Source organism: Pseudomonas sp. TWP3-1 (assembly GCF_049896625.1).
GTDB lineage: Bacteria > Pseudomonadota > Gammaproteobacteria > Pseudomonadales > Pseudomonadaceae > Aquipseudomonas.
The window spans coordinates 92,225-118,636 of record NZ_JAFCUQ010000006.1 but is presented as its reverse complement, the minus strand read 5'-3'; the positions used below and the strand labels follow the sequence as shown (position 1 = coordinate 118,636).

Genomic DNA, 26,412 nt, shown 5'->3' with positions numbered 1-26,412 from the left:
AGGCGCTGAATTTCATGTCCAAAAAATGCTTCTCTGATGATTTCAGTAAATGCATTACGTCCTCGCATGCGCAACTCAGTAGAGGGCATTCGTCCTCTACCGAGTTGATGGAACGTCACTTGCGGGTTTTCCCCGCATCACTTCGCTTGTCTCGAATCTGTCCATCCTGATTCCGAGAGCGAGGCTGCTCACCACCGCCTTTTTTAGGGACGTTGACGTCTTTGTTGATGGGGCGACGATCTGTCATGGGAAATCTCCTTCATGCGTTAAGAATCTTACGAGAATACACTCTTGGGTAGCAGGCAAATTAAAAGTAAGACACACCATATGGTGTTATTTGTTTCGCCTAGGCACAGCATAGTGTGGCTTTTCGATTTCGCAAATTTATGGATCCTGCTTACGAGGCTTGGAGCGATGAGTGCGTTAAGTGGAGAAAATGCCAGCTCGACCATCGCCCGCTTGTCCGCACGGCCACCGTTAATGGCACATGGACTTCTGTCGATAAAGGCTCCGGTTCTATCGGGAAGACGCACCTGAATCACGACGAGGCGATTGGGCCTACAAAGCTCGTGGAAGGGTGACGTGGGGTCAATAGCAAGCGGAGCGCGCAGGCGGGAGGATGGAAGCCCACAGGGCCAAGACTCCGCAACGGCGAGACTTGGTTCACGACAGCCGTCCTCGGAGAGGCCCGCTCGACCTTGGCTTCCCTAGAGCGCCTTCAGGAGACGCTCAAGCGTCTGATGCTCCCATGTGCTGAGCAACGCGATGGGATCTGTTCCAAATCGATCCCCTGCGTCAAACGACCATCGCTGTCCCTCCGGACTCACGCATTCTTCGCAGTAGTCGAGCGAATCACAATCATTGTAGATCGATATCCGCCAACCCTCGACGCTCACCACGAAATGGCCCGCATAAATCTCATCCCAAGAGGCTTGGCTCACCTTGGTCATCGTCCGTCGCTCGAAGGTAACCTCTCGCAATATTTGGCATACCTCTCTTGCTGAGAGCTCAGAGTTATCTGCACCTACTTTCCAGCCAGCGCCGCCCGGGGGCTTGGTCAGCTTGTAGCCAGAGCAGTTAGGCACGTGGTTGGTGATCTCGTACTCTCGCCATTCAGCCATAGCTTGACCATCAATCTTCTGTGGCGTGCACGCAATCAGCCAAGCCACCGCATTGATGAATTGCCCATGTGAGAATACGGCGATGTCTTGTGCAGGATGATCTGCAAGTCGATCAAGGAAAGACCGAGCTCTAGATGTAAAGTCCAGGAAAGACTCTGCGCCTTCACCATCCCTGAAAGCTGGATCTGCCTTGGCCCAATATGCCTCGACCCAGTCTCGTCTCTGGGTAACGGTCGTGTTGGCACACCGTGCGGGCTCAAGGTAAGTAAATTCGTGAATGGGCCAGGTTTCAAACGGTGTAGCGGGGAAGACGGCAACGGTCACCATTGCCGTTGCTTGAGCTCTGGAAAACGGAGAAGCAACAATCAGATTTGGGGCCTGGGTGAATGACCCGGCCACCAAGTGTGCTTGTTCAACACCCTTGGGTGTAAGAGGGATGGTCGCGTGATCGAAGCTTGCCTCGCCAGCGTTCGCGGCACTTTCTCCGTGTCGGATTAGCCTGACATGCTTCATCGAATACTCTCACGGACTGGGGCGTATAGCGTTCCATCCATTGCTGATCTTCAGGACTGACGTAGAGCTAATGGATTGTTGCTCCAACGATACCAGAACGCTCTGATCAGTAATGCTGCCGGGTAAATCAGGAAAGGGTGGCGTGCAAGGCCGCTGCGGATCTTACCAGTGCCGTGGAGAGGGGATTATTCTTTGTGCCAGTACATCCTTTCCATCACGTCTGACAATGAGTATTCGCCAGACATTTATGTAGACTCCTTCAGGGATGATCAGCATAGCGCAGTATAAATAATGAGCATGTTTCTAAGGTGCAAGCTCCCTACCGCCAATAAGTGAATTGTCAAACGGCTTTCCGTTATCCCAGCTTTCAAGGGGCAAAATTGTGTAATTCCCGGCAGAAGTCACTTCGATGAGCTTACCTCAGTGGCGGAAGGAGTTTCACTATGAGGTTCTGATCGGGATTTGGGGAAAGAGCGATGCCAGTGATTTTGCAAGGCTCGACATGGAAAAAATGGGATCTTCACGTCCACACCCCAGAGTCATTGGTTCATCACTACCCCGGTGAAAAGGAGGCTGCGTGGGAGGCTTTTCTATCCGATCTAGAGGCATTGCCAGCCGAGTTCAAAGTTCTGGGAATCAATGACTATCTGTTCGTCGATGGTTACGCCCGCGTTTTAGATGAGCGGCGGAAGGGGCGTCTCGCGAATATCGAGCTTGTTCTTCCTGTAGTGGAGCTAAGACTAGATAAATTTGGCGGAATTCTAGAGCAAAGCGACGAGGGATACAGACCCTCAAATTGGAGTCGTATCAACCTCCATGTTGTTTTCGATCAGGTCGACCCACAGCTCATTCGTGAGCAATTTATGCCTGCCATTTCTCAGGGGTACTCCCTCGTACCAGGATCCCCTGGCGACCGTTGGGCCGGAGTCATTACTAGGGATAATCTGATTGAGCTTGGGGAGCGTGTCGTTGCCTCAATGCCAGAGGCTATGCGGGGCCGGGCTCCCTCACCATTAAAGGTCGGCTTCAATAACCTCAATGTGAGCTTTGAAGCTGTTCGGGCAGCTCTCAAGACGCAGCACTTTGATGGTAAGCACATCATTGCGATGGGCAAGAGCGAGTGGGACAGTCTGCGATGGAACGATCATACGATCGCGGACAAGAAAACGATTATTAATGAAGCCGATCTGGTATTCACTGCGGCAGCCAACCCTGAGGCCTACGTGAGAGCTCGTGATGGGTTGAAGGCTGCTCAGGTCAATGCGCGCCTTCTTGATTGCTCAGACGCGCACTCGCTCAGCACCTCAAACGACAAAGACCGTGTTGGAAACTGTTTCACTTGGATCAAGGCCGACTCAACATTCCAAGGTCTCCTTCAAGCGATCCACGAGTTCGATGATCGCGTGTATGTAGGCGATACTCCTCCCAAACGAAGGAAGGTCGAGCAGAACAAAACCAAATTTATAAGCTCAATCAAGGTGGAGAAGGTCGCTGACTCGGGGCTTTCCGAACCTTGGTTCGATTTGGACATCCCGCTCAACCCTGATCTGGTGGCAATCATCGGCAACAAAGGCAGTGGTAAAAGCGCTCTTTCCGATGTCATCGCGTTGGTCGGCAACACAAAGCACTACGCGAAGTTTTCATTCCTCAAAAACACGCGGTTCCGTAGCCCGAAGCGCAAGTTCGCAGAACATTTTTTGGGCTCATTGACCTGGCTCGATGGCTCTGTGATGGAGAAAACCTTGCAGGAGGATCCTGAGCCAAGCAGCGTCGAGCGGGTCAAATATCTCCCGCAAAGCTATTTGGAAGATCTGTGCAATGAACTGGGTGAGGGCGGATCCTCAACTTTTGATGCAGAGCTACGAAAAATTATCTACTCCCACGTGCCCGAGGAGGAGCGGCTCGGCAAGGCGTCTATGGACGAACTCCTAGATTTCAAGGTCGCAGAAATTGAGCAGGCTCGCAAAGGTGTGAGGGAGAGTATCACCAAGATTAACGCGGAAATTATTGAGGTGGAACGCCGGGCGACAAATGATTTTCTGAGATCGTTGCAAGAATTAATGGCGGCTAAGCAGGGGGAAATCGCCGCGCTGGAGGATGCCCAGCCACAACCGGTACTCGACCCAAGTGCTTCACCTGAAGCTTTGGCTGAGTCAAAGCAGGCGGCTGAACAGGTGGATATTCTCGAGAGCGAGGGCCGTAAGATTGAAGCTGAGGAGGCTGCGCTCAAGAGCACAAGAGCGACGGCGCTTAAAAGAGAAGCGGTTGCCAAAAGAATTTCTACCGCACTGACGAATTACGGTAATCAACATGCGACCTTCGTTGCGGAGCTGAAAGATTTACTCGCTGATCTGGATGTAGAGTTGCCGATCGATTCCCTAGTGCAATTGAAGGTCGATGCCGGGCCGGTCGATGCCATCGCAGCAACGGCTCAAGCGCAGGTGGCTGCGATTGACGCTGACTTAAAAAACGAAGATCAGGGCAGCATTTCACAGCGAAGGTTGCTCGCTGCGGCCCAGCTTGTTGAAGCCAAAAGCCAGCTCGGAGAGGCGCAACGACTTTATGTTCTCTACAAAGAAAATTTAGCGAGCTGGGAGCGTGCCAAAGCGGAGCTGATTGGATCACCAGATAAGCCAAGTAGCCTTTTGCAGCTGCAAGATGAAATTGCTTCCTTGGCAAATTTGCCGGAGCAGCAAGCGAGGCTTCGTACTGAACGCTCCGAAAAGACTCGTGAAATGCATGGCTTGATTCAGGCCATGGTTGATGAGTTCAGCCGACTCTATCTCCCTGTCCAGCGCTTCGTTAATTCTGAGGAGCAGCGTGAGCTCAATCTACCTCTGGATTTCCAGGTTCGGATCGAAGAAAAAGGCTTCTCAGACCAACTATTGAGGCGCATCAACCAAAGGGTCAGGGGATCCTTCATGGGGGTCGACGAGAGCTCTCAGATGCTGCGCAACTTATTGTTGGCTGCCAGTTTCGAAACGGCAGATGAGGCCGTGGCGTTTACAGACGCGATTGATGATTTGCTTCATTTTGATCGTCGAGAAGGAATGCCTGAGAGGCCGATGCTCCTATCTGAGCAACTCGCACGCACCGTCACAGCGCAGGATCTTCTGGATTACTTGTACTGCCTGGATTATTTAGCTCCTCGGTATTCATTGACTTACGAGGGACAGGAAATCGGTCAGCTTTCACCTGGCGAGCGTGGATTGCTTCTTCTGGTTTTCTACCTTTTGGTCGATGAAGATGACATACCGATTGTCATCGATCAGCCCGAAGAGAACCTGGACAACCAGACTATTTTTCGAGTTCTGGTGAAGTGCATCAAGCGAGCGAAGGAGCGCCGGCAAGTAATCATGGTGACGCACAACCCCAACCTGGCCGTGGTGTGTGATGCTGAACAGATCATTCATGCGGCGTGTGACAAGGCTACGAGCCGGTTCGATTACGAAGCCGGGGCGATAGAACATCCTCTGATCAAAGCACGTGTGGTCGAAATACTCGAGGGCACTGAGCCTGCTTTCAAGAACCGGCAAGGTAAGTATCGATTGCAGTAAACCGACAACCGAAGCATGCACGCTGCACTATCTGTTGGATTTCACGAGGTGGGTAAGCGTGCTGTTCGAATGACGTTATCTAATAGGGTTTGTAGTTTGCATCACATCAAGCACCAGTCGTTCAAACTCTGGGACGGTTAATGCTTTCTGTCCGAAACCTCTGATCCGAATCAGCTTAACGTTTGCCGCTTTGAAGATGGCATCCTTCATCGCGTCGTTTTCCTTCGCTTGGCCACTGTCGTGATGGATGCTGTCGAGTTCGAAGAAAAACTTCGGGGAATAGCTATCTCGCGCGTCGAACACCACGCTGTCCACAACCGCTCTGAAGAAGTAGCTCCGCTCCTTCTGTGTCAGGTTGTCTTTAAATGCCTCAATGTCCAGCACGCTGCTTAAGGCCACGTTGGGGTATGGGTTGTAGGTGGGGAAGACTCGTAGGACTGCCTCAAAGAAGTTTTCTTCCTATTGGGATTTGAACAACTTCACGATCTTTGGGGCTGCAGCGTGCACTTGATTAGCTTTGACGCTGATGTCTCCGCGGCGAGCCTGAGCGATCTGTTCCGGCTGTGTATTTCGACTCTGATTTACGATCTGTTTTGCCAGTGGACGATGCTGATTTGAAAGGGCAAAACTGAGTAGTGAGGGCATCTCCAGTTCCTGCATAACCTTAAGCTTCTCGTCAACGAAACGATCGGTGAAGGCTTTGGAAAAACCATGCTTTCCGAGCTCAATCATCACCGCGATGGACTCGAAGGATTGGTACCGAACGGCGCTGGCATGGCTCGAGCTGTGTGCAAAAAACTCGTTCTCAAAGATCGCCACTGCCTGCAAGGTTATAGGGTCGTTTTTCAACTCTTTGGCGTGTGAAACGAGCGTGTTCGACAGTCCCTCCCAGTCCCGATTAGCAAGCATCTGGTACATGGATTCCCTTTCGAATGCGGCCATTGCTACCTCGCGTTTGATCTAGTTGGTTTTTTGCTCGCTCAGATTCGATTTGACCTGTGATAGACGAGCATAGCGCTGGATGTGCTCACGGTAATGGCGCGGTTTGACGGTTGACCACTTCATGTCGAGAGCCTCGGTAATCTTACTCTTCGTCTCGCCGGCGTATCACCGCTTCGATCATGGCTAGATCTGTTCGCCAGCCACGCTCACAATTGACCTAGAAACGCTGATAAAAGGGCAGAGCATTGAATAATTCGGCTCGTCAGACGTGCTCGATATCAAACCGTACGGTGTAGGATGCTGGCAAGATTTCGGCACGTGCATACATCTGTTTCGCGAGAATGGATTTGAGATGTTGAGGGGCTCCTTTGCCGTCAAAGAAGACCAGGTAAAAGAAGTAGTCGTCTCCGTTCTCGGCTGCTTCGGAGGTCGAACGCTCATTTTCTGAAAGAAAGAAGCGGTAGCTGTCTCCACGGATTTTGCCCACCGATTTCACTTCAATGTAACGAGGTCGTTCATGGGCTGTATGGGACATAAAATCATACCCATAGCCAGGTTTATCTCGCCTATCCTCGATTGCGGCAATCAGATCTGAAAGGCCTGCGCCCTCTAGACGTTGCCGCTCCTATGTCATAGCAAATTCCTCTGCCGCCTTACCGATCTGATCACGCTGGTCTTGAATGTCTTCGAAATTTACCTTGCGATGGTTTTTCTTGTCCGGCTTGTGGATGGTTGATCCTGGCACCGACTCAGCACGCACAATCGTTCGATACAGGAAGGCAGTGAACTTGGGATTGCTCCACGAAAGGGTTGTGGCATTACCAAGCTTTGCCTGAACAATGAGGTGCTGGTATTGGCTTGCAGGAAGGTCAGGGTCAAAACCGAGCGCCACTCCTATCATCTGCAGGTGCTCCGCGCTGCAGGTATTGATGAATCTGTTGGGGAAATAAAGGCTCAGAATTTTTGCTTTAAACATTTGTGAGAGCGGATTGGCATCGATTTTCGCGAAGTCGATCAGCGGGTCATTGCCCAGGCGAACCAGCGCCACAAGCGCTGCTCGGACTGCTCGGAATGCAGTGGTTGAGTCGTCACCGAATTTCTTAGCGAACCGATATTCTTTGGATGCATCGCTCTTTGTTGCACCGAAATAGATACCGAATTTGATCGCTGTCGACCCTTGGATAACCGCCCAAGGCCGAGTTTTGACTTCGACCCGATCACAGAAGGTTGGGCGCTGGAGACCAATCACATAGTCATCCACCTTGAGGCGATTTAGTCGTTCGATGGGGAATGATTCGAGAAATTCTCCACGACTTTGCTCGGCCCGTGCCTCGCGGTCTGGGTCGTAGTTTTTTTCGAAAGCTCTAAGCAAAGCGACTGAAAGCGGGCTGGGGGTCATGCTGCGATCCTTGCAAATGCTAGTAAGTCATCAATGATGGCAAATCGCCTCCGGCCTGGATAGTCTCTGCTGCGGTTTGACACAAAGCAGCGCTGAGCCAGTAGCGGGGTGGGGGTAGTTAAGCCAGGGAGCGCTCAACAAGTTCCGGGCGCACCTGATTCCGGTGCTTTGTGCGAGGATAAATGATGCGCTTGCAGAGTGGGACGTGCGTCAGCACCTCGCAGACCTCGAGAGCGGTGAGTGGACAGATTGTATACAAATCATTCTGCGTTCGAGTAATCGCTTGTCCATAGCTAAGCTGTGATGTAAATGGAGAAGTCGCTCCTTCGGGCCAATGGCCCCGGCTAAGCTAATCAGCCGAGCATCTCCTTAATGATGGACGCTACATTCCTGGCATCGTCTATCACCTCGGTGATAGGTACCCCGCCAAACCAAGCCCAATTGCGTTCACTGATCTTCCCTTCAAATGTGGATCCTAGCCCAGCCTCACTTTTTAGTATTCCACGATGGAGCTACGAGTTCAGGCGATCGGGCGTTGGCTCCTAGGCGGGCGTTGATCGTTTCGAAGTTCGCCCGTGCTTGCTTCTCCATGGTTGCAAACGTGCCACTGGGCAAGACCTTGGTGTCACGAAGCGATTCGATGTATCCGTATGCTCTGCCAAACAACAGCACGAGGCTTTCAAGGTCAGTAGCCGTTCCTATGAAATCAATGAGTTCGTAGGCCTTTACTAGACGTTGGTTGTGTACGGTGTCGATCATTGCTGTTCCTTCGGTAGATTGCGCGATAGGCGCTGCCTGCCATCACGATGTGGCAGTAACGATTGGCGGGCGCGCGTACCAGCGCTGAGAGCTGGTCAAGGCGAGTATTTGACATATCCGCTTTGGGTCGGCTTTCGTAAATCTAGCCCGTTCATGCTGACCGGTCTTGGCGAAGCAGGCGTCCATCTTCACGTCTGTACAGTCCGCCTGGGTCACCCAGGGCCAGGCCCAGATGTTCCAGCTATTAAGTCGTTGTCGGCAACGCTGGTAGCTCCCACAACTTGGTCGTTGGGCTAGGGTAGTGCGCTGTGATTACACTTCCTTAAGTTCCCCGCGTGCTGCTGCGAGCGCGGCTGTTTCTTCACGGAGTTGACTCACCACCACATTAAGCAAATCAGTGAAGGCTTCGGCGTAGAATTTCGGCTCAGTTTTGAACGGGTGTCCCATTGAGGCCTTGTTGATCCCGAGGCGTTCAGATCGCTCCGTGAGTCGCTTGAATGACTTCATCACTCCGCTACCTGTCGTGCTGGGATACTGGAAAACCTCCGCATGCCCGGTTTTGACCAGCGCGTTCATGATGGTCGCCGCGTCGAAGGAAACACCGTGTTCAGCTATAAGGGATTTGAGCGTTTTGGGTTGCATGCAGAGCATCCTTGCAATGTGGTGGAGGGGGGCGTCGATGGTCTTCTTTTCTTCGTGCTTTTTACAACTCAACCTTCGTCCACTGGTGCATCGTGGATGGGAGGATAGTTGAACTGGCAGAAATTATGCTGATTGTATTTTCGTTTTTTGGCCCCCATAACCTTCCCAGTGCCGCATGCGGCAAGAGTGTCATTTATGGAAGGTGGTTCACGGGCACGCGAACGCTGCAATGTTTAGTCAAAAGGAAAAGTGAATGACCCTATCAGTTCCGTGGGAATCGTGGGCTTTGTGGCTGGTTGGTTTTGGAGAAAGGTCGAAAAGGCATTGTTCTATAAAACCTATCTTTATTCTCATCGCCGCTGGACGAGCAAGCATGGGGTAGGTTCATTTTGGGAGCCGCTTGGCGAGCATCTGGAGTACAGCGTTTATCTTGCAGAATCCACTGACGCGCAGCCCCAAGAATCCAAAATCGCTTTGAGAGCAAAGCAAGGCACAGTAAGCCGCTTCGAATGCGTGTTTGAAGGTCGGGGCATGGGGGGGAAATACCAGGACAGAATCATCGCAGTTGACGTGGACACGACACCGGCCATCTTCAAATTGAACAACCAGCCGGTGTGTGAGCTTATCAACGTGACGAATGACAGGGTACGGTTCTCTTTAGATACCTACCGCCTCCGCCACTGCAGTGTCGAACTGACCGATGGCCGCAACATCCCTATCCAAGACGGTCTGACCCAGACCCTGACCCAAACATCGATATGGAACTCCCATTGGTCTAAGCGCTGGGAGATAGATTGGAATTTGGATGCCGCGAAGTTCGCCAAGCAGGAGATCGAAATTTATTGGCGATGGTTTGGCACCTACTCCCACTCGGGCGTGTATGTACCCGTAGCTGATGGCGGGCCCAAATACGCTGCCCCTTGGGTGCGCGTGGGTGCCAAGGCCATCGGGTGGGTCATGAGTAACCGATGGCTGGTGACGGCTCAGTTCTGGCTGGCGATCTGGTCGGGCTTGTGGGTGCTGGATCAGGATGACCGTTTGAGATGGCGCTGGAAGAAGCCAGTTAGTAATTCAGGCGTTTGAAGCGGTCAGGTCATTTCTGTCGCGGGCAATAGGTAAGGGTTGGCATTCAGACGGCTATAAATGCTGGATGTCCCAACCCTGCTCGCGAAGCTGTGCGCAGTTGGCCTCGAATGCTTCGCCCTCGCCGAGCGTCCGTCTGCTAATTGCCAGGCAGAGCAGGTGAGTCGGGCGCGTCATCGCCACATACATAGCAAGCAGGCGCTGGGTAGTTCTCTTTCCAGGCCGAGCCCCACCGTGGCTGTTTTGCCCTGTAGCCCATGGCAGCAAACTCGCGATGAAGTGCTTGTAGTTGAACGTTTCAAGCACAAGCGTCGCAGTGTGGGTCTGTCCCTTGCTCGAATGAATAGAGCCGAGTTTGATGTCCACCACGCCATTTTCTTGAATGCTTCGGAAGGTATTCACTGCATGCTGTACAGCCCCTTCCTGCACAATCTCTACGCTTTCCGGTACCCAAGCAAGGTACCCCTGTGCTGTCTCGGATTGCTCATGCGCTCCAGCAAGAACGGATGCCAAATCGGAGAAGCGGAGTGCGTAGGATAACCAGCTGTCGGTGCTGATGATGTTGGATGTGAACAGCAGCTCAACCACCAATTGTTGGTAGCTGGCCAAGTCTTCCGGGTTGGTAAAAAGTTGCTGAACCTGGACGTGCTGCCGGGCCCCTACCTTGATCTTGGTGGTGGGGTTGGTGAGGTTCACTAGGTGGAGAAGCCCCTTGGCGATTTCCTCAACGCTATGGTGTGCGGTATCGCCTTTAACGAGGTTACGCTTCGCTTGACGAATACGCTCAATCAACGTCGGCGGGCGGTATGCCGCCGACCCTGCGTTACGGTCATAGCCTTCCCAATAGTGCCCAACCGTCTTTGGATAATGCAGTGGATCGGCATCGACAGGATCGAAGTCTCTATGGGTATAGCCGATTGCCGAGACTGTGGTCTTGCCATGTAGGTCAGCGGGGAGCTCTTGGAGAACCAGACGCCCATAAGCATCCAGTACACCGCTACAGTCACCGTCAGGGAAAATAAAAATGGTGTGGCGAAGTGGCCCTTCCTCACCCGCATTGCGCCGCCCGGAAAGCCCGTCCGCAACAGCACGAAAAGCAAAGGGATTTGCCAGCAACGCGATCGACTCATCGAAGCGAAAGCTGCTGGAGATGTCGACTGCTCTGCTTCGATCCGGAAAGTCACTGCCATTGGTGTGGATGTCCGATTCGAAAATCGCCTGATTGGGATCGCCAACTCGCGATACGCATATCCCTGGATTGTCGCGGGGGAAAATCGCGCTCAGGTAGTCGTTCTGCATCGCTGAGGTATCTTGCATCTCGTCGATGAATACGCAGGGAAAACGGTGCCTCAATCCCTCCGTGACGCTTGGCCGCTCACTAAGCTGGGCAGTACCCAGAACGAAAATCTCGTCATAGCAGAAGCAGCCTTGCCGGGCTGCCTTTCCTACCGCTCTCGCCATTATTTGATAGCTCTGAGCATCAGGGCCACACGGGAGGTTGCCCCGAGCGACCCCAATGCGCGGGTTGGAAAAGTCTGTACTGGCTAACCGGAGCAATTTGGTATCGAAGGTTCTATGTCGTAGGAAGCTGCGCAGAATCCTCCTGTCCTCTCGTTCCTCCCACATGTACTTTGAGCGCACCCGGTGAGTCAGCTCATCGTCGATCGCGGTAAAGCGATGTTGCGCGGAGAGCAGCCAAGGCGTTGCAAGGAAGCGCCTGACGAACCCATGAATCGTGTCTATGTAGTGGGGGTAGCTCAGCAGCCTGCGGCCAACATCAGTGTCGCCTAGGCGCTGCTCGATTTCCTCGCGGGCTACGTTGGTGTGGGATAACACGCAAATCCCGCGAGTGCGGCTTTTCCAGTTGCGGGCAAGTATGGCGAGTTTGGCGACAAGCAATGTGGTTTTACCGCTTCCCGGACACGCCGATACGTCGAGTGTTTCTCGCGATCGAAGAAACGCCATACGCTGCTCATCCAGGCCCTCAAGCTTCATAAGGCCTGAGATCCAGTCGATGTCCTCGTCGGTGATTTCGGGTACCAGGTCACGGAACGTGATCATGGTGTCTGCCGCTCAGATTGCTGTTGCGATGGCTGGTGTTGCTCGTGGAGTATTTCCAAGCGAGAAGTCACATAGGTGATCGCCTCAACGAGGTAGCCGGGGAGTCTTTCCTCCAGACCCTCGCGTGGCACCACAATCCCCCGGTAGCGCTGTTCAAAAATGTCGACGAGGTACTGAGCTGTGATCGCCTTGGAGGCTACCTTGCGGTGGAACAGGGCATAGATGGTCGAACTTATTTGCTCAGCGGACATGCCCGAGCTGGCAAGCCGCTCATATTCGGTCATTGCCAGTTCAATCACCCGATCATGCGTTTCCCGAGCCGCATGAATGGCATCATCCTTCGCAGCCAATCGTGCCGCGACCAAAAGCTCACGTGCCATGCCGCTGAAGGCTAGGTCGTATTCCAGTGTCCATCGACCCGCCACGAACGTTTTTACATTCTGCTCGTCGTTCGCTTTACGCAGGCGGCGTCGCTCCTCCAAGCCGAGAAGCCGGCTATCATCATCGCCACCAAAATCGCGCGTTGCGCGCCACTTTCTCTGTGCAGTGTTTTCCCATTTTGGATCGTCTGCACCTTCCACCAACCCCAGAATTTCTGGTGCGCAATCCGGCATGACGTCCATGTCCGAGATGCAGGCTACAGGAATGTTCAAAACACCGTGTTCTGGGTGCGCACGTTGAAGGATCCGAGCATAGCGGCCCAGACCAACACCTCCGACATTCACAACCGAGACGCCATGTCGGGTCAAATCACGTCCAAGGAGCTTGGCAAGCGCGGGTAAGAGGATGGCTTCAGCATCTCCCTCGACGACGAGTACACCACGTGCGAAAAGCAAATTCGCTTTGGTCACGTCCAGGAACCTGGCAAGGAACCGATAATCCCCTACATCTAGCTTCGTGTGTTGCTTGCCGAGCGAGTAAGCCCTGCGACCGTGCATGAGCACTAGATTATCGAGGGGAATCTTGGAGCTGAGGTTGGGGCTGTGGGTGGTGAGGATGACTTGTACCGGGCGCGTTTCGCTTTCCTGGTCGACCTCAGCCGCAGTCGTCCCGCGAATATCAGAAGATTGAGAGTGCGGTGCTGCGTTGCCCTCGTTCCATGGCAGTGCGCCTTCAACGGGCTCATTGTCCTGCGTCGGATGGCCGACTGCGGGTGAGGTCACTGAGGGGGAGGCGACTCTTGGCGTGGCTGCCGTACTCAAAAACTCCATCAGACGTAATTGTCGCTGTGGATGAAGATGGGCCTCGGGTTCCTCGATAAGCAATAGCGGCAGTCCGTCTGGCTCCTTGCCAAGCAGGAGTAACTCACAGGCCATGAACAACAGGTTGTTTGAGCCAAGTCCGTACTCCCCACGAGCTTCTCGGGATCCTTGGTCGAGCAGGCTCAGTTCCATGCGCTCTAGGATCTGTCTCAGACGAGCCGACTCCGAGCTTCCCTCTACGAAATTGATCCGTCCGTGGAGCTCATCACCTTCAAGAGAAAGGTGGGACAGGTAGTTCTCGTTGACCGAGTTTTGGGCTGCGGCCACGCCTGGATGCAGATTAACCACGTGCCGTAGATAACCGGCCAATCCGGCCAAGCTCAGCGACGTGGGGTTAGCAAGTGGCTGGTCGATATCGAACCCACTCCCGCCTTTGATACTGGGGAAGTTTTTTAGTACCTGCGACAGTCGTGATCCTCGTCCAGGAGACATTTCCCGCGTGGCATCACGAAGAGGACGCAGGTAGGCAGCAGCCAGCAGTTGCCGAACATTGGTGTCGATGCTCGGGCCACCGCCGCTGTGGCCACTGCGTACAGCTATATCAACCCAGCGACGTGCCAGGACGTCATCTGAGAGCCTTCGTGCTGTCCAATGAACGTAAACAACGGCGGCGCCTCCGTTGAACGTGACGTACTCAGACAGCGCCCCCTGATCAGCGACAGATAAGTCTGCGAACTTGGCAACGATCGTGATCTGGGTCGCCTGCGACCCTTCGGCAGGAATATGGAAGTCTTCGGGCTGTAGACGTACGTATTCTCCGTCACGCGTTTGGAGGACGAACCGCAGGGCATCGATCACCGATGATTTACCCGCGTCGTTCTCCCCCACTAATGCAGTGACGCCTTTGTTGAATTCAATGAAAAGATGGTTCGGCTCCGCGCCAAACTGACGGAAATTCTGAACCTTGAGTGCTGACAAATACATCCATGTGTTCCTATCACAGAGGCCTGCGGCGTATTAGGTGGATCAGCCAATAGTACTCGATACCGTCCAAGCATCTTGCTCGCTGGCGAGATTCAGGTGGGCTCTTAAAAATCTCTTGCTGTATCTATTATCCGAGATATCCCCGCAGATCGCTTAGGAGTATTGGGCCATTAGTCCAGGGGGATCGCTTGTTCGGGCACTTGGGCCCGGCTCATACAGCCACCCAAGCATTTCCTTAATGATGGACGCCACATTCCTGGCATCGTCGATTCCTCGGTAATATGTACCCCGCCAAACCAAGCCCAATGACTCTACCGTTTGTTTAAGACTTTTCGGCTGATCGTCGTATAGGCCTTTATGCCATTTCCTGACGTTGAAATGCTCTAGATCGGCGAGTAGGGAAGGGCACGAAGCGAATTCAGCATCGCGCTCGAGCTGCCGTGCGTCGTAGTCTCCCCAAGACGCCCAAGCCGCGTTTGGGTATTGCGCAAGAAACGCTCCTAGCTACTTGCCAACCTCCACATAGGTTCCTGCGCTGTCCACGTCCGCTTGTTGAATGGATGTGAGCTGCTTGCAGAAGTCGGTGAGGATAGGATTGATCTGCGGTCGAACGAAGCATTTGAATTCATCGACGATCTCAAGCGTTTCAATGCCGATCACCACCAGGCCAATCACAATCGTTTCCATCTGATCAGGAAGAACTGCGAGGGGCCTTGGTGATTCCGACTCACCGACCTCATCACAGGTTGCCTCAAGGTCTACGCAATAGAGGTAGTGGTATGGCGCAAGCAAGTTTTGGATCTCTTGGAGGTGAAGGAACTTTGCTTCGATGCTCATGGCATGGGAGACCTTACCCGGAGTTTGTCGAGATTAACCGCGCCATCTATGTCGACTGAATCACTTACTGACCACGACGAATCGCCCAGAGCACGGGTCACGACAAACCCACAACCATTAGGAACGTGATTATCGATCTCGTACCTGCGCCACTCAATCATCGCTTGGGCATCAACCTGGAGTGGCTTGCGCTTGATGAGCCAAGCTACCGCATTGAGAAATTGTCCGTGCGAAAATTCTAGGATGTCTTGCGCCGGGTGCGTGGTGAGGCGATCTAGGAACGATCGTGCGCGGCCAACAAACACCAGAAACGACTCAGCACCTTCTCCATCATTGTAGGACGGATCTGCATTCGCCCAATACTGTTCGACCCATGCCTTGCGCTGCCCTACGGTGGTGTTCACGCACCTAGTCGGATCTAGGTAGGTGAATTCCTCAATGGGCCATGTCTCAAATGGAGCATCAGGGAATATGGAGATGGTCGCATCCGCAGTCGCTCGAGCCCGATTGAAAGGGGAGGCTACGACTAACTCAGGTGCACAGGCGACGGACTGCGCCACTCGGTTAGCTTGTTCGATGCCCTTTTCGGTGAGCGGGATATATGCGTGATCAAGGGTAGCTGCACCGGCATTGGCCGCGCTTCCTCCATGACGCACTAGCCTGACATTCTTCATTGGCTTACCTGTCGTTTCGCCGACGCACGACACCGTTAGCGTTGCTAGGAGCATGGCTGGATTAGGGTAAGAGTGATGGGGTGGCATGTAGACTTCTGAAAGCTCGACCTAGTGAACTCCATTATCGCCAGCATACAGAGCGCGCTGGTAATAAAGCATGGAAGGGAGCTGATCGACATACGACATCGTGGCTTCTTCCGTGGAAGATAGACGCGTCGTAATCACTAGGCCATGAGTGGAGGCGTCGTCCCTTCGGGCCTCGTGCCCGCCCATGACTGGTGATCCAAATGGCCGGCTAGATTCCGACTGTAATACGCGTAAAATTATTGAGAATTATGGCGTGGCGATAATTATGGCTAACCAATAATTTAAATAATTCACTGTCGTTTGCTAAGCGTGTCTAATCTCGCGTCACTATCCGAGGGGCTGCGTGCGTAGCCAGGCGATTACCTTTTCCTGCTTGTTCAGAATCCCTACCTTCGGCATCCCAGCATTGAGGAGAATGAACAGTCTTAGCCTGTCCGTCACATCACTGCGAGTCGTTGCTGGGCGTTATTGGAGGTACGCATGGTCTTGGTTCATCCTTGAGTGAGCGCGTCACCATATCTGTAAACGAGGCTTCGGTTGTTCGTATTCATACCCGTTGAGGGGCACTTTATTTTGGAGGCGACGATTCCTGCTGAAGGCTTGAGGATCAAAAAATCGACGTCCCAGGATCTCCTCCCAATCTAGCAATTCCTTGCTTGATATGCCCCGAATCTCGCCAATCTTTTCCAGCGCAACACGTGCATTGTCGCAAGCCTCAGATGGCGCGCGCTGCTCCTCCAGCAGGACGAGCTCCATGAATACCGATTCGATTGCCAATTGGTTTTCGTACATTCTTGCCAGTACGTCAGGAAGGGAATATTGCTCGGTCATGAGGCCGTGAGAAGAGCAGCCGTCTAGGCCTTAGAGCCTTTTGCGACACTTAAACGGGTTCCAAAGTGTTTGTTGTGTGTAGCTGAATCGAAACCATACGACGACGCTCCAAGCTATCGAGAATCGTCGGTGAGTTGAGATGAGTTGCTAATGCAATTTTTTTGAGCAGAGTCCTGAATATTTCTAGCTGCTGGTATTCAATAGAATCGACTTCGATAAAGCCGTGATCGTCGTGTCTGGACTCTAAGGTTTGCAGGCGCGCTTCAATCCAGTTGTCCACTTGGAGGACGGTAACGTTCGCAGGGTCAAAGCTTCGTCCCTTTATTGAATCTCGCGGCATTGCGTCAGCTCCATGAGTAAGTGGTCTTGTTGCTTTTAGTTTGCCTGTGGAGAAAGAGGTGAATCTACTCCATCCTATGACACGGGAAGCTGCACAGCTCACAAGATGGCTCAGATGCTAATGTCATTGACTAGAGATTAACTTTTGGGTGTTGGCCGCGAATAGATCTGCCATTTATAAACTCTCGCACTCCATAGGAGCGTTTGCTTCTTTGATGGGCCGCATAGCGGCCGATTTTGACCATCAATGAGCCATTGCCGGCCTTTGTTTGGCCTGCGCGGGCTTGTGTTGGTACGCTGCGGGCCTGTATTGGGCCAGGTATTTCAATGATATACACGCTACTTTAGGAGGGTTGAAAAAAAGCGTTGTTCTAAAGCTATACCAGAAACAAGTTATGTCGGTGATATACCCCGACGGTCAATTTCGTGCGAAATCTCTGATGCTCACCCCCTTGAGGGGGTTGCGCTGGGTGTTGCTCCAAGAGTGATAATAATAAATAGAAAAACTCGATCAGAAGAGACTCGCAGTATGAGTGACCAAGTTCTCACTACGAAGGCAATCAAGCTGGCTAAGAAAGACAAAAGTCTGCTGATCCGCATGAGCGTTGATGAGCGTGCAATTTTCGATGAGCGCCTTAAGGAGTCGGGATACAAAGCGGCTGGAGCTTTTGTAAGGGACTACGTTATTAATTCCAAGCCAAAACGCAGATACGTGATTATTCCTCAAGCCCAGAAAGCTAGCGAGCACCTCGTTGAACTTGCCCAGATGATCATGGACGACAAAGATAAAGAACTGTTGGTCAAAAAAATTATGTACGTGGCCATGAATATTTTTGGCGAGCTGGACAAAGTTAGGCTTGGTGGAAAAGGCGAGGCGGGTGAAAGTTATGATTGGTAAAATCCTAAAATCTTCCACTGGTTCTTGCGCTAATCGTATTAAATACATTTACGGAGGAAAAAAGCACGACCATGACATAGTCAATATCAACACGATCGATACCAACTGCTTGGCCTTCTGCCCAGAGGTCGAGATACAGAGGGGAAGTCTGGAGAATCTGAGTTGTATGATCTTGGACATGGATATTGCTACAAAATTGAAGGTTGGCGAGCAAGGAAAGCCAAAGAGAAATTTGAGGCCGATTTTTCATGCAGTTCTTTCGCTAGATACTGGTGAGTCACTCACCCCTACGCAATGGAAGATCGCTGTACGACATTACCTGAAACTGATGGGCTTCAAGAGCACTACTAAGTACACATCAGTCCTTCATGCTGATACTGGCAACGAGCATGTTCATATCGTTGCGAATCGAGTTAGCTTCGAGCCAGGCTTTCCGATGGTTAGTGACAAAAATAACTATGAAAGAAACATTCAAGCGGTTAGCGAGATCGAGGATATGTTCGGCCTCAGAAAGGCCTTTAGGCCGGAGGAAACCTGGAACATCACCGTGAGCGGTAGGGAAGTGGAGGGTGCCGCAAGGGCCCACACCATGCCCTACAGATCCCGTCTGGCTGCAAGGGTGGGAGCTTGTATAGAAAGTACTAGGGAGCGTAATGGTGACATCCTCAATTTTGTCCGGGCCTTAAGGAGGCAACGCGTCCACGTCCACCTGCGATACGACACCGAAGGCCAGCCGAAAGGGATCGCTTATGAATTCGAAGGGCGTGTCACCGCTGGCAAGACTTTGAAAAAAGCTCGGTTTACCTTCCAAAAACTGACTACACAGGAAGGCATCAGATATGAGCCGCGCATGCTTCCGCAGCTACAAGCAGAGCTTTCAAAGCGAAATTCGGCGAGTAAAGGCAAGCCTAAACCAGTTCAGCACCGCTACTGGGTCAACCGTGGCTGGATCTATCTCTACTTCGTTCCTGCTAACACTGCCTGTTCACCCTTCCTCAAACTCAAAGTAAAAAGAACCGGGGCTCAGGTTAGACAGGAAATCGCTCACGAAGAGGCGATGGCCCTGATTAAGGCCGTCCTACAGATCCTAACCGCGCTTTTCGGTGTCGCTGCTAAGTACACAGCAAAGCCCGGCAATCCCAGAGTGAAAGGCTATACAGAGTACGATCAGGATGGGGTGTTCCCATTTCTTACCCCTGAGTTTGTCCCAATGTCACCAGGAACGACAGAGGCAGTAGACATCAAGCCATCGGATCGCTGTCGTGTGTGACACGACAGTATTTTTTTCGAATGCACATGCTGCATTAGGACGTGGGCAGGATGGTCAGCATGGCGTCTCTTTGCGGGCTGGTACGATCAATTTGCTAGCACAAATAGCACAAAAAGCTCGAGACGTCATTCAACGAGCGATTGGGCAGAGCTGGTGGTGCCAGTCGGTAATGCCAAGGCTGGGGCCGCCAATCTCAGAGTCGAGTCCAATCGATCAGTCCAATAAATTTGGCAAAGAGTACAGAGCGGGTAGGATTTGCCGAACACAAATTGCACACGAAGTTCATTTTGATCAATGAATACGGGCTTAGTAAGACCAATCCATCATGGGGGCCACGCTGAAGCGGCGGGAGAGCAAGGCGGGTGTGGCGGTGATTGGGTGCATGGGGGGGGACGAAATCGGTGTGGCTGGGAGGTGGGGGAGTTTATCAGGAATGACCGGTTGGGCTCAGTGATATCCGGCGGAAATACAACCTCATCACGTGTGGGATTAAGCAAGACAGGCATGACATGGACTGATAGCATCGGGCTATCAAAAAAAGTGAGGAAGGGATCCCATGCTGAAGAAAATCGCGTCATCCATTCTCGTCGCCGGCGCCATGCTTGCCTCCGCTCAAGGGGCTTTCGCCGAAGAAAAGCTGTTCAAGAACTACGTCTACCAAACCCCAATCTCAAAATTCACCGAGGCTGCCGGTTACTACGACTGCTCCGGAGACGTCGGCGGGACCGCGAGATGCATCGACGATGTGGATTTCCTGGAAGAGAAATTCACCGTCGCGCTGATCTTTTCCGGTGACAAGCTGATGATGGTTTCACTCATCAGCCCGTTTGATCAGAACTTTTATGTCAAAGCCATCGCGGGGCTCTCCAAATCGTTCACGTTGGTTTCCATGAGCGATGAGAAATCCATCTTGGATATGTTTGACACTGCGAGAAAGTCGAGAAGCACTGAAGAGCTGACGGCGAAGATTTCCAATTTTGAACAGGTTGGCCTGGCGTCTGGGAATCTGACTTACACCTTTCTTGAAGGGCTGAACGCTAAGGGGCAAACCAATGCTGTTAGTGCGTTGGCTGCTGCGCCGGAGAACATTCGGTCCGCTGAGTTGGTGATGGCGGGGCAGGGTGCGGATTCGGGGATGATTATTCGGTTTACATTTCCGCGGTTAGAGGCGAATAAGATTTTGGCTGAGGCAAAAAAAACTGTTGAGGATTTTTAATGCATAGGTAAGTTGTTAAAAACATATATTTTTTATTTGATTAGAGGTATGTGTTTTTTGTTTAAATCATGGCGCTAATTGTATTTAATCTTTTTGTGAGAGCTTGGGGGCTCAGTCTCAAGCTTTTATACTTTTTGTCGAGGAGGTAGTATGGATTGGTTGGCAAGGAACGTCGAGTGGCTTTTTAGTGGGGTGGCAATAGCTGTACCACTCGCAATATTAGGATTTTTTTTGAATAAAAAAGCCCCACGGCAAAAGCAAGTGTTAGGAGAAAAATCTAAAGCTTACCAAGCAGGGAGAGATATTAATATTGGAGGGGGCAAGTAAATATGCTTGATAAAAAGCAAAGCCAGTCTACTGGCGATCAGTGTTTGGCTATTCAGGCTGGAAGGGACGCAGTTGTAAATGTTGGGTATACTGCAAGCGAGGTTGAGGGCATTGTACAAGCAGGCGTGATTGCAGTTAGTTCCCGTTACGAGGCTCAGATGGAAAGTCTGAGGGGGGATAAGCTTTTCGTAGAAGAACAATTGAGATCAGCTATCAAGGCTCTTGCGTTAAAAACTACGGATTCAAACGAGGAAGATGCTAGTAAATTAAAGTATGAAAAGGCGCTAAAGCTTGTAAAAGAGGGTGATACGCTTGAAGCTGAAAATTTGTTCTTGGATATTGAAATGTCTGAACAAAAAAATATTGCGTCGTCCACCAAGAAAATAGTCGACGCAGCATTGCACAGGGGGGCGCTTGCTTTTATGAGGGATACGAGTTCCTCCATGTCGGCATTTGAAAAAGTCCTAGAGCTAGAGCCGGAAAATTTAGTTGCGAAGCAGCATTTGGCTCGTTTGTTTATGCGCGTTGGGAAATATATTAAATCTGAGAACCTCTATCTTCAAATTCTTAGTGTCGCAAAAGAGAAAAAGGATGATGGTTGGAAAGGATCAGCATATCACGCGTTAGGACAGGTGAATTTTTGTAAGGGCAATCTTGGAAAATCGCTAGAAATGCAGAATCGAGCAATGGAAGTTATGCAAGGTTCTGGAGATTTTATTGGGGCTGCCAACGTACTCTTAGAAATGGCCAATATATATGTGGGGCAGGAGGATTTTGTCCCGGCCAAAAATATTGTCGAGAAGTTGTTAAAGCTGGCGATCACGCTTGATGATGAAGCGTTAATAGCTCGTAGTCATGCAGTTAAAGGAGTTATCTACTCTAAACTAAATATATATGGTGTTGCTGAAGAGTCATTTTTGCTTTCGTTAAATTACTGCAAAAAAATGGAGAACCTCGAGGGTGTGGCAGAAGCGCACGGGAATTTAGGAATTCTTTATAAAAATAAAGGCGAGTTATCATTGGCTGAGGAAATGTATGCGATTTCTTTGGAAATTGAAAAAAAACTCTCAAGGAAAAGCGGAGTTATTAGTGATTTGGTGAATATCGCTAATCTTCTTAACAAGAAAGGTGAACACGAAATGGCGCTGACAAAGTGCTTGGAGGCACTAGAGATGTCGCGAGAAATAAATTCAGTTACTACGCGAGCTATAGTTCATGCTTCTCTAGGTGGAATATACATAAGTAAAGAAGAATACCTACTTGCAAGAAAATGCTATGAAATTTCGTACGGATGCGAAAAGCAAGCTGGCAATGCGTATGGGGAAGCAAAGCAACTAACGAACTTGGCTACGACACATTTTGCTGTGAGTGAAAACAAGCAGGGGTTGGCCCTGTTGAAAAAAGCAAAAATCATCTCAAAAAAATACGGTCATAGTGATCTAATTAAAAAAATTAACAATCGAATCGCAATTATACAAAAATAATTCTTTATTTCTTCAATTTGTCGAGGGTGTAGGGTGATAGGTTCGATGGTTACAGCTTTGAAGCTGTAAAAAAGTATTTTCAAATATGATGAATTTTAGTTTGTTGAAGAACACGATTTTTTATTTTTATGAGTGATAATGAAGGGGGTATTGAAATGGTGAGTAAATCTGTTTCCATTTTACTATCTTGGTGATCTCGTCTGTAGAAACTGTTTCACGGATCTTTTCAAAAGCAGAAGGCACTAACCTCGTGCGGCAACAGCACAAATCTGAAACTGCGACTGCTTTTCATAAAAAGCAGAAAGCGGTTTCTAAGCGACGCTCAAGGAAGTCGCGGTAGATTCATATGGCTAGTAAATACTGAATATGACGAAAATAGAAAGGGGACAGATTTGAATGGCACTTACTTAACATGTTTCGGGTGCCCATTTTTTCTGACCTCTGCCCTTGCTGATCGACGTGGTTTGGTCAGCAAGGGATAGGCTTGAGGTCTTCGTTTTATCGCTCGCGGCTCAATACGACCGGGCCGATTCCCGACGCGCCTCTGAGCAATCAGCATCAATAAATTCGACAGGCTAACCTCGTCATCGGGGCTGCGATATTGTCGTAGCGCCAGCCATAGTTGAAGGCTGTGTTTGAAGCTCAGTTCGCGAGGCAAGCAGTCCGCTAACAGCGCCGATTGTGCCATGAGCATCCGGATCAGATTGTGTGCCAACAGATAGACCCATAACTCCTTGACTGCCATGCCTGGGGTTTTGCAGCTCAACTTCCAAGCCCCAACGTAGCCTTGAGATTTCGCAGATCCAATTCGACATGCCATCGACCCTTGTACAGCGATTTGAGGGCCGTTTTGGGCGTCTGCTTCGGGCAATGCAACGTGGTTACCAAAGTCTTGCCACCCGCTTTCAACTCTCGCACGGTCAGTCTTTCAGGCGCCTGTTCGTAATGGGTTTGATTCATCCACGGCGGTCTTCTTGCAGGCTTTTTCAATTCGATCAGGTGATCTTCCGAACCCAGACTCTGCCCCAGACGAAAGTCTGTGCTGCGCCGTCGAGCACCGTATTGTTCGAACACGCCATCGATACCTCTTCGTTGCAATTCGCACAGCAGAAAATAGGTGGCGTAGTAAGCGTCGCCCAATAAAATGTCGCCTGTTTTCAGCGTATCGAGCATTGATCTGAGCAGCGTTTGCTCATCGCCTCCCTTGCCTCGGAAACGCCCGAGGGCAGCATCTAAAACGGCGCCGCTGGAGAGGCAAACGATGCCCACTACTCGACACAACGGAAAACCAAGTCCGACTTTCTGGCCGCGAGATTGCGGATAGGCGCCCTGATTGGCCACGGTGTCGGGCATGCTGACTGTCGTGCCGTCCACCAGACGTACTGGCCGTCCCATCCAGCGCCACGACGAGGGGGGCGTTATCACTTATCGACGCACCGGTGTACCTGACCAGCGTGGAAACCATTTCCACAGGCAGGCGTTGTCTGGCTTTGCAGTAGGCGCCCGTGCGGGTGCTGTTGGACCTCATGCCGCCACATGATCGTTTAATCGACAAGTCGTTGACGGCGTTCTGGCAGGAACGGTCGGCGCTCATTGCCTGAGCAAGAAACATAGATAACGTTTCAGTCGGCGGAAACAGGCGTTCTCGATGTTCTGGCAGTGCAGACTCGACGCGTTGCAAGAGCTCGGGAGACGTGAGGAGATTGAAAAACGCATAGGCATCGCAGTCCGAAGCGTGTCGATGAAAGCGTTGCTGTTGATGCTGAAGAATTTCACGTCTACGATCCATTTGGGGCTGAGTCCTTGGTTTTTGGTGTGTGTTCGCAACTATCACCGTAGACCAAGACCAGCCCTTCTTCATTTTTTGCTTTCAGTTCAAATGCTTAGCTGTTAAGTATGTGCCATTCGGGACGGCGACGACTGCCCCGGCCATCAACTTGCTGCGCATTGAGGAAAACCTCTCGGCTGCTTGGCACCTACGTCGAAAACCTCCCTGGCTTGAATGCGCGGAACGCTACGACCGTGCCCACACCTCCCACTACATGGATCCGCCTTACTGGAAGACCGCTGGTTACGGCGTGGACTTTCCGTTCGAGAACTACGAACGGATGGCCGACTTCATGCGCCGCTGCAAAGGCAAGGTGATGGTCAGCATCAACGACCATCCGGACATCCGTCGTGCGGTCGAGGGTTTCCACTTCGAGACGCTGGACATTCGGTACACCACCACTAACCAGCGTCAAGGCAAAGCTGAAGTCAGCGGCGAGCTGGTGATCATGAACTGGGAACCTGCTGCTTTAGGAGGGTTATTTTAATCGCAACCGTTTGGCGTGGAATTCTGCTCTCTGTCTAATTTAATTTCAGGTGGAGTTGTTCATAGATGCCGACTGGCCCAATTCCTTTCGGAGGACGGGGCGTCAGCAGTCGGCTAATCTTTGCTAGTTGTTATTTTTTGAGATTGTTCGCAATTTCAACCCAGATATATTTGTAACGATATCTAAGCCACTTTATAAGTAAGTGGTCAAACATTTTTCGGATTGAACTATTTTTTCGGAGGCTGAGCATATGCTTTATATCGCTCTCTAATTCCTCTTTGTTAAAGCAACTCCAAATGGCTGGCAGGGTGCTTTCTAGGTTGGTGTGGCATACGGGAGCAACCTCGGAGAAAAGAATTTCCTCTATTGTTTCTGGATCAAATTTTTCGATTTCTCTAGCAATTGCTGCATAGTCGACTTCATTGTCGACGAATGCGTCTGATAACGCCCATCGTATATCGGATCGCTCCTTTGATGTTATAAGATGTTCCATTTGGAAAACTCCTCGAGCTCCTCATCTAAACTATCGGCTGCCATAGATCCTACGATGCTGCCAGCGATGCTCCCAGCGATGATAATAGCGACAGTACACACCAGTGCTCCCGGGCCACATATTGCCCCTGCGCCAAGACCGGCTAGGCGGCCTGCCACAGCGCCACCGCCTATGATCATCCCCTGTCGAGCCGTTTCTTTCTGCTTATTGTCGGCATTGAAGATTTCATAAGCCGCGAAGGCAGCAGTAATGACAAGGCCGACCTTCCCCATAATCTTCATTTGTTTAGTACCGCGACTTATTGACGCATTGTCACGGCCCGACGATTCCAAAATGGTGTAGTGGACCTTGCTTTTTTGCTCAGGTGTAAGTTTCTCGTAATCTATGCCTTCAGCGCGTTTAGCATACCTGTCTAATATTTCTTGTAGTGTGGGTGGAAGTTTCTTTTTTCTTTCTGCAAAGGCAAGGCCCTGAGCGGAAGTAAATTTACGATGTTCAAGCAGGATTCGGTTGCGCATTTCTTGACAAAATTCCACTCCCTCGCGTGCGCTGATCTTTCCTGCGCTTACATCAGCCTGAGTCTGAATTGACATACGCTTTATGCTGGCCATATAGCTAGCTCGGGTCTTTGCATCAGAAATGGCATCTACAGAAAATCGTGTCGCCGCACCTTCAAAGCCAGCAATAGCCATATCCAGTGGCGAGTTTTCCAGCATGTGTGCCTTTTGGACAACGTAGCTGCCAGTTACCAACATCGGTTCAGACATTGATATGTTCCTTATTCCAATGTAGTGAGGAAGGCGTCTAGGATTGATTCTCCATCTGCGGAGTCTTGCATATCAAAGTCAAGTTTTTGGCAGAATTTCCCACTGGTATTGGCAAACTTAACAGTATTGTTTGCGTCAAAAACACCCGTGAGAGTGGTGCCGTCGTCAAAATGAGCAATGCAGGGAAGTCCAGCGTAGGACTCTGCTCCTGGAATACCGAAGCTGATCCAACTGGAAAAAATATTCAGAGGGATTGGAGGTGTGAATGGGGCCGGGGTATGTGAGTCACCGATGATCACGGTGGCAGATCCACCAATTACGATGTCGCCATGTGTTCCGCCAGTGCCGATGATCGCGGCATTCTTGCCATTTATGAATACTGTCGAGGATAGGCCCGAAGACAGTGCGCTGCCGCAGGTGCAACTATCGCCCCCACGTGCAGCTGGCAAGCCGTCAAAATTAACATCTGGGGAGCCCTCCGCAATGGTTTGGGGTCCATGTCCAGGTATCGGACAACTTGTCGGATCGGATACACGTGCGGCTGGCGTTGCCATATTTGACTCCTTGTCATTACATTCACAGCGATCGACTTTATCAGAAATCGTTTTGAA

At 51.2% G+C, this 26,412-nt stretch carries 23 protein-coding genes and 3 pseudogenes; 8 read left to right on the top strand and 18 right to left on the bottom strand.

Annotation, left to right across the window (positions count from 1 at the left end; translation table 11 throughout):
- Positions 1–115: 115 nt before the first annotated feature.
- Positions 116–247 (bottom strand): hypothetical protein, encoded by a 132-nt coding sequence (locus ACP7BN_RS10730; protein ID WP_259495785.1) that lies wholly within the window; start codon positions 245–247, stop codon positions 116–118.
- Between the two features lie 460 nt (positions 248–707).
- Positions 708–1,634: a histidine phosphatase family protein gene (locus tag ACP7BN_RS10725; RefSeq protein ID WP_426203891.1), complete on the bottom strand. Its 927-nt coding sequence runs from the start codon at positions 1,632–1,634 to the stop codon at positions 708–710.
- 476 nt (positions 1,635–2,110) lie between these two features.
- Here ACP7BN_RS10725 and ACP7BN_RS10720 point away from each other — a divergent pair, with 476 nt between their 5' ends.
- Positions 2,111–5,191 (top strand): TrlF family AAA-like ATPase, encoded by a 3,081-nt coding sequence (locus ACP7BN_RS10720; RefSeq protein WP_426203889.1) that lies wholly within the window; start codon positions 2,111–2,113, stop codon positions 5,189–5,191.
- Positions 5,192–5,266: 75 nt separating this feature from the next.
- Here the strand turns inward: ACP7BN_RS10720 and ACP7BN_RS10715 are convergent.
- The 6 genes and pseudogenes from ACP7BN_RS10715 to ACP7BN_RS10690 all read right to left on the bottom strand — a co-directional run.
- A pseudogene (locus tag ACP7BN_RS10715) lies at positions 5,267–5,638 on the bottom strand (DUF2726 domain-containing protein); the annotation flags it as partial.
- Positions 5,639–5,650: 12 nt separating this feature from the next.
- A complete protein-coding gene (locus ACP7BN_RS10710) occupies positions 5,651–6,133 on the bottom strand; it encodes a hypothetical protein (protein ID WP_426203887.1) in 483 nt (160 codons plus the stop codon).
- 262 nt (positions 6,134–6,395) lie between these two features.
- Positions 6,396–6,710: a DUF3883 domain-containing protein gene (locus ACP7BN_RS10705; RefSeq protein WP_426204152.1), complete on the bottom strand. Its 315-nt coding sequence runs from the start codon at positions 6,708–6,710 to the stop codon at positions 6,396–6,398.
- A gap of 48 nt (positions 6,711–6,758) precedes the next feature.
- Complete coding sequence (locus ACP7BN_RS10700; protein WP_426203885.1) at positions 6,759–7,532, bottom strand: hypothetical protein; 774 nt, start codon at positions 7,530–7,532, stop codon at positions 6,759–6,761.
- 486 nt (positions 7,533–8,018) lie between these two features.
- On the bottom strand, positions 8,019–8,291 hold the full coding sequence (locus ACP7BN_RS10695; protein ID WP_426203884.1) for a hypothetical protein: 273 nt from the start codon (positions 8,289–8,291) through the stop codon (positions 8,019–8,021).
- 312 nt (positions 8,292–8,603) lie between these two features.
- The gene (locus ACP7BN_RS10690; RefSeq protein ID WP_426203882.1) at positions 8,604–8,933 is read right to left on the bottom strand and encodes a hypothetical protein; all 330 of its coding nucleotides are present in this window, start codon (positions 8,931–8,933) and stop codon (positions 8,604–8,606) included.
- A 249-nt stretch (positions 8,934–9,182) separates the two neighbouring features.
- Between ACP7BN_RS10690 and ACP7BN_RS10685 the strand changes: the two genes are divergently transcribed.
- On the top strand, positions 9,183–10,016 hold the full coding sequence (locus ACP7BN_RS10685) for a hypothetical protein (RefSeq protein ID WP_426203880.1): 834 nt from the start codon (positions 9,183–9,185) through the stop codon (positions 10,014–10,016).
- 54 nt (positions 10,017–10,070) lie between these two features.
- Here ACP7BN_RS10685 and ACP7BN_RS10680 read toward each other — a convergent pair whose 3' ends face one another.
- The 6 genes from ACP7BN_RS10680 to ACP7BN_RS10655 form a co-directional block, all read right to left on the bottom strand.
- Positions 10,071–12,077 (bottom strand): UvrD-helicase domain-containing protein, encoded by a 2,007-nt coding sequence (locus tag ACP7BN_RS10680; protein WP_426203878.1) that lies wholly within the window; start codon positions 12,075–12,077, stop codon positions 10,071–10,073.
- Positions 12,074–14,263 (bottom strand): ATP-dependent nuclease, encoded by a 2,190-nt coding sequence (locus tag ACP7BN_RS10675; RefSeq protein ID WP_426203876.1) that lies wholly within the window; start codon positions 14,261–14,263, stop codon positions 12,074–12,076. Before ACP7BN_RS10675 ends, ACP7BN_RS10680 begins: the two co-directional genes overlap by 4 nt.
- A gap of 504 nt (positions 14,264–14,767) precedes the next feature.
- Positions 14,768–15,100 carry an exonuclease domain-containing protein gene (locus ACP7BN_RS10670; RefSeq protein ID WP_426203874.1) on the bottom strand — a complete coding sequence of 111 codons (333 nt, stop codon included), beginning with the start codon at positions 15,098–15,100 and terminating at the stop codon, positions 14,768–14,770.
- Positions 15,097–15,774: a histidine phosphatase family protein gene (locus ACP7BN_RS10665; RefSeq protein ID WP_426203872.1), complete on the bottom strand. Its 678-nt coding sequence runs from the start codon at positions 15,772–15,774 to the stop codon at positions 15,097–15,099. Before ACP7BN_RS10665 ends, ACP7BN_RS10670 begins: the two co-directional genes overlap by 4 nt.
- 597 nt (positions 15,775–16,371) lie before the next feature.
- A complete protein-coding gene (locus tag ACP7BN_RS10660; RefSeq protein WP_426203870.1) occupies positions 16,372–16,692 on the bottom strand; it encodes a hypothetical protein in 321 nt (106 codons plus the stop codon).
- Positions 16,693–16,741: 49 nt separating this feature from the next.
- Positions 16,742–17,032 carry a hypothetical protein gene (locus tag ACP7BN_RS10655; RefSeq protein ID WP_426203868.1) on the bottom strand — a complete coding sequence of 97 codons (291 nt, stop codon included), beginning with the start codon at positions 17,030–17,032 and terminating at the stop codon, positions 16,742–16,744.
- A 528-nt stretch (positions 17,033–17,560) separates the two neighbouring features.
- Between ACP7BN_RS10655 and ACP7BN_RS10650 the strand changes: the two genes are divergently transcribed.
- The 5 genes from ACP7BN_RS10650 to ACP7BN_RS10630 all read left to right on the top strand — a co-directional run bounded on the left by ACP7BN_RS10650 (position 17,561) and on the right by ACP7BN_RS10630 (position 22,226).
- Positions 17,561–17,929 (top strand): hypothetical protein, encoded by a 369-nt coding sequence (locus tag ACP7BN_RS10650; RefSeq protein ID WP_426203867.1) that lies wholly within the window; start codon positions 17,561–17,563, stop codon positions 17,927–17,929.
- Entirely contained in the window at positions 17,919–19,199 is a 1,281-nt protein-coding gene (locus ACP7BN_RS10645) for a relaxase/mobilization nuclease domain-containing protein (protein WP_426203865.1), read from the top strand. The genes ACP7BN_RS10650 and ACP7BN_RS10645 overlap by 11 nt, the downstream gene beginning before the upstream one ends.
- Before the next feature lie 556 nt (positions 19,200–19,755).
- Complete coding sequence (locus tag ACP7BN_RS10640) at positions 19,756–20,415, top strand: hypothetical protein (RefSeq protein WP_426203863.1); 660 nt, start codon at positions 19,756–19,758, stop codon at positions 20,413–20,415.
- Between the two features lie 150 nt (positions 20,416–20,565).
- On the top strand, positions 20,566–20,742 hold the full coding sequence (locus ACP7BN_RS10635) for a hypothetical protein (RefSeq protein ID WP_426203861.1): 177 nt from the start codon (positions 20,566–20,568) through the stop codon (positions 20,740–20,742).
- Between the two features lie 2 nt (positions 20,743–20,744).
- Positions 20,745–22,226 (top strand): tetratricopeptide repeat protein, encoded by a 1,482-nt coding sequence (locus ACP7BN_RS10630; RefSeq protein WP_426203859.1) that lies wholly within the window; start codon positions 20,745–20,747, stop codon positions 22,224–22,226.
- Positions 22,227–22,629: 403 nt separating this feature from the next.
- Here ACP7BN_RS10630 and ACP7BN_RS10625 read toward each other — a convergent pair.
- A pseudogene (locus ACP7BN_RS10625) lies at positions 22,630–24,015 on the bottom strand (IS4 family transposase).
- A gap of 115 nt (positions 24,016–24,130) precedes the next feature.
- Between ACP7BN_RS10625 and ACP7BN_RS10620 the strand changes: the two are divergent.
- Positions 24,131–24,541, top strand: a pseudogene (locus ACP7BN_RS10620) (DNA adenine methylase); the annotation flags it as partial.
- Between the two features lie 130 nt (positions 24,542–24,671).
- Here the strand turns inward: ACP7BN_RS10620 and ACP7BN_RS10615 are convergent.
- The 3 genes from ACP7BN_RS10615 to ACP7BN_RS10605 are packed head-to-tail and all read right to left on the bottom strand — an operon-like array spanning position 24,672 to position 26,355.
- Complete coding sequence (locus tag ACP7BN_RS10615) at positions 24,672–25,034, bottom strand: DUF7079 family protein (RefSeq protein ID WP_426203858.1); 363 nt, start codon at positions 25,032–25,034, stop codon at positions 24,672–24,674.
- Positions 25,019–25,801 (bottom strand): hypothetical protein, encoded by a 783-nt coding sequence (locus tag ACP7BN_RS10610; RefSeq protein ID WP_426203856.1) that lies wholly within the window; start codon positions 25,799–25,801, stop codon positions 25,019–25,021. The genes ACP7BN_RS10615 and ACP7BN_RS10610 overlap by 16 nt, the downstream gene beginning before the upstream one ends.
- A gap of 11 nt (positions 25,802–25,812) precedes the next feature.
- On the bottom strand, positions 25,813–26,355 hold the full coding sequence (locus tag ACP7BN_RS10605; RefSeq protein ID WP_426203854.1) for a PAAR domain-containing protein: 543 nt from the start codon (positions 26,353–26,355) through the stop codon (positions 25,813–25,815).
- Between the last annotated feature and the right edge of the window lie 57 nt (positions 26,356–26,412).

Coding starts and splice junctions, on each gene's coding strand:
- ACP7BN_RS10700 (WP_426203885.1), bottom strand. CDS start 7,532: ATGACCCCCAGCCCGCTTTCAGTCGCTTTGCTTAGAGCTTTCGAAAAA.
- ACP7BN_RS10710 (WP_426203887.1), bottom strand. CDS start 6,133: ATGGCCGCATTCGAAAGGGAATCCATGTACCAGATGCTTGCTAATCGG.
- ACP7BN_RS10670 (WP_426203874.1), bottom strand. CDS start 15,100: ATGAGCATCGAAGCAAAGTTCCTTCACCTCCAAGAGATCCAAAACTTG.
- ACP7BN_RS10655 (WP_426203868.1), bottom strand. CDS start 17,032: ATGCCGCGAGATTCAATAAAGGGACGAAGCTTTGACCCTGCGAACGTT.
- ACP7BN_RS10650 (WP_426203867.1), top strand. CDS start 17,561: ATGAGTGACCAAGTTCTCACTACGAAGGCAATCAAGCTGGCTAAGAAA.
- ACP7BN_RS10635 (WP_426203861.1), top strand. CDS start 20,566: ATGGATTGGTTGGCAAGGAACGTCGAGTGGCTTTTTAGTGGGGTGGCA.
- ACP7BN_RS10640 (WP_426203863.1), top strand. CDS start 19,756: ATGCTGAAGAAAATCGCGTCATCCATTCTCGTCGCCGGCGCCATGCTT.
- ACP7BN_RS10630 (WP_426203859.1), top strand. CDS start 20,745: ATGCTTGATAAAAAGCAAAGCCAGTCTACTGGCGATCAGTGTTTGGCT.
- ACP7BN_RS10695 (WP_426203884.1), bottom strand. CDS start 8,291: ATGATCGACACCGTACACAACCAACGTCTAGTAAAGGCCTACGAACTC.
- ACP7BN_RS10675 (WP_426203876.1), bottom strand. CDS start 14,263: ATGTATTTGTCAGCACTCAAGGTTCAGAATTTCCGTCAGTTTGGCGCG.
- ACP7BN_RS10610 (WP_426203856.1), bottom strand. CDS start 25,801: ATGTCTGAACCGATGTTGGTAACTGGCAGCTACGTTGTCCAAAAGGCA.
- ACP7BN_RS10615 (WP_426203858.1), bottom strand. CDS start 25,034: ATGGAACATCTTATAACATCAAAGGAGCGATCCGATATACGATGGGCG.
- ACP7BN_RS10680 (WP_426203878.1), bottom strand. CDS start 12,077: ATGATCACGTTCCGTGACCTGGTACCCGAAATCACCGACGAGGACATC.
- ACP7BN_RS10665 (WP_426203872.1), bottom strand. CDS start 15,774: ATGAAGAATGTCAGGCTAGTGCGTCATGGAGGAAGCGCGGCCAATGCC.
- ACP7BN_RS10690 (WP_426203882.1), bottom strand. CDS start 8,933: ATGCAACCCAAAACGCTCAAATCCCTTATAGCTGAACACGGTGTTTCC.
- ACP7BN_RS10725 (WP_426203891.1), bottom strand. CDS start 1,634: ATGAAGCATGTCAGGCTAATCCGACACGGAGAAAGTGCCGCGAACGCT.
- ACP7BN_RS10605 (WP_426203854.1), bottom strand. CDS start 26,355: ATGGCAACGCCAGCCGCACGTGTATCCGATCCGACAAGTTGTCCGATA.
- ACP7BN_RS10720 (WP_426203889.1), top strand. CDS start 2,111: ATGCCAGTGATTTTGCAAGGCTCGACATGGAAAAAATGGGATCTTCAC.
- ACP7BN_RS10730 (WP_259495785.1), bottom strand. CDS start 247: ATGACAGATCGTCGCCCCATCAACAAAGACGTCAACGTCCCTAAAAAA.
- ACP7BN_RS10645 (WP_426203865.1), top strand. CDS start 17,919: ATGATTGGTAAAATCCTAAAATCTTCCACTGGTTCTTGCGCTAATCGT.
- ACP7BN_RS10660 (WP_426203870.1), bottom strand. CDS start 16,692: ATGACCGAGCAATATTCCCTTCCTGACGTACTGGCAAGAATGTACGAA.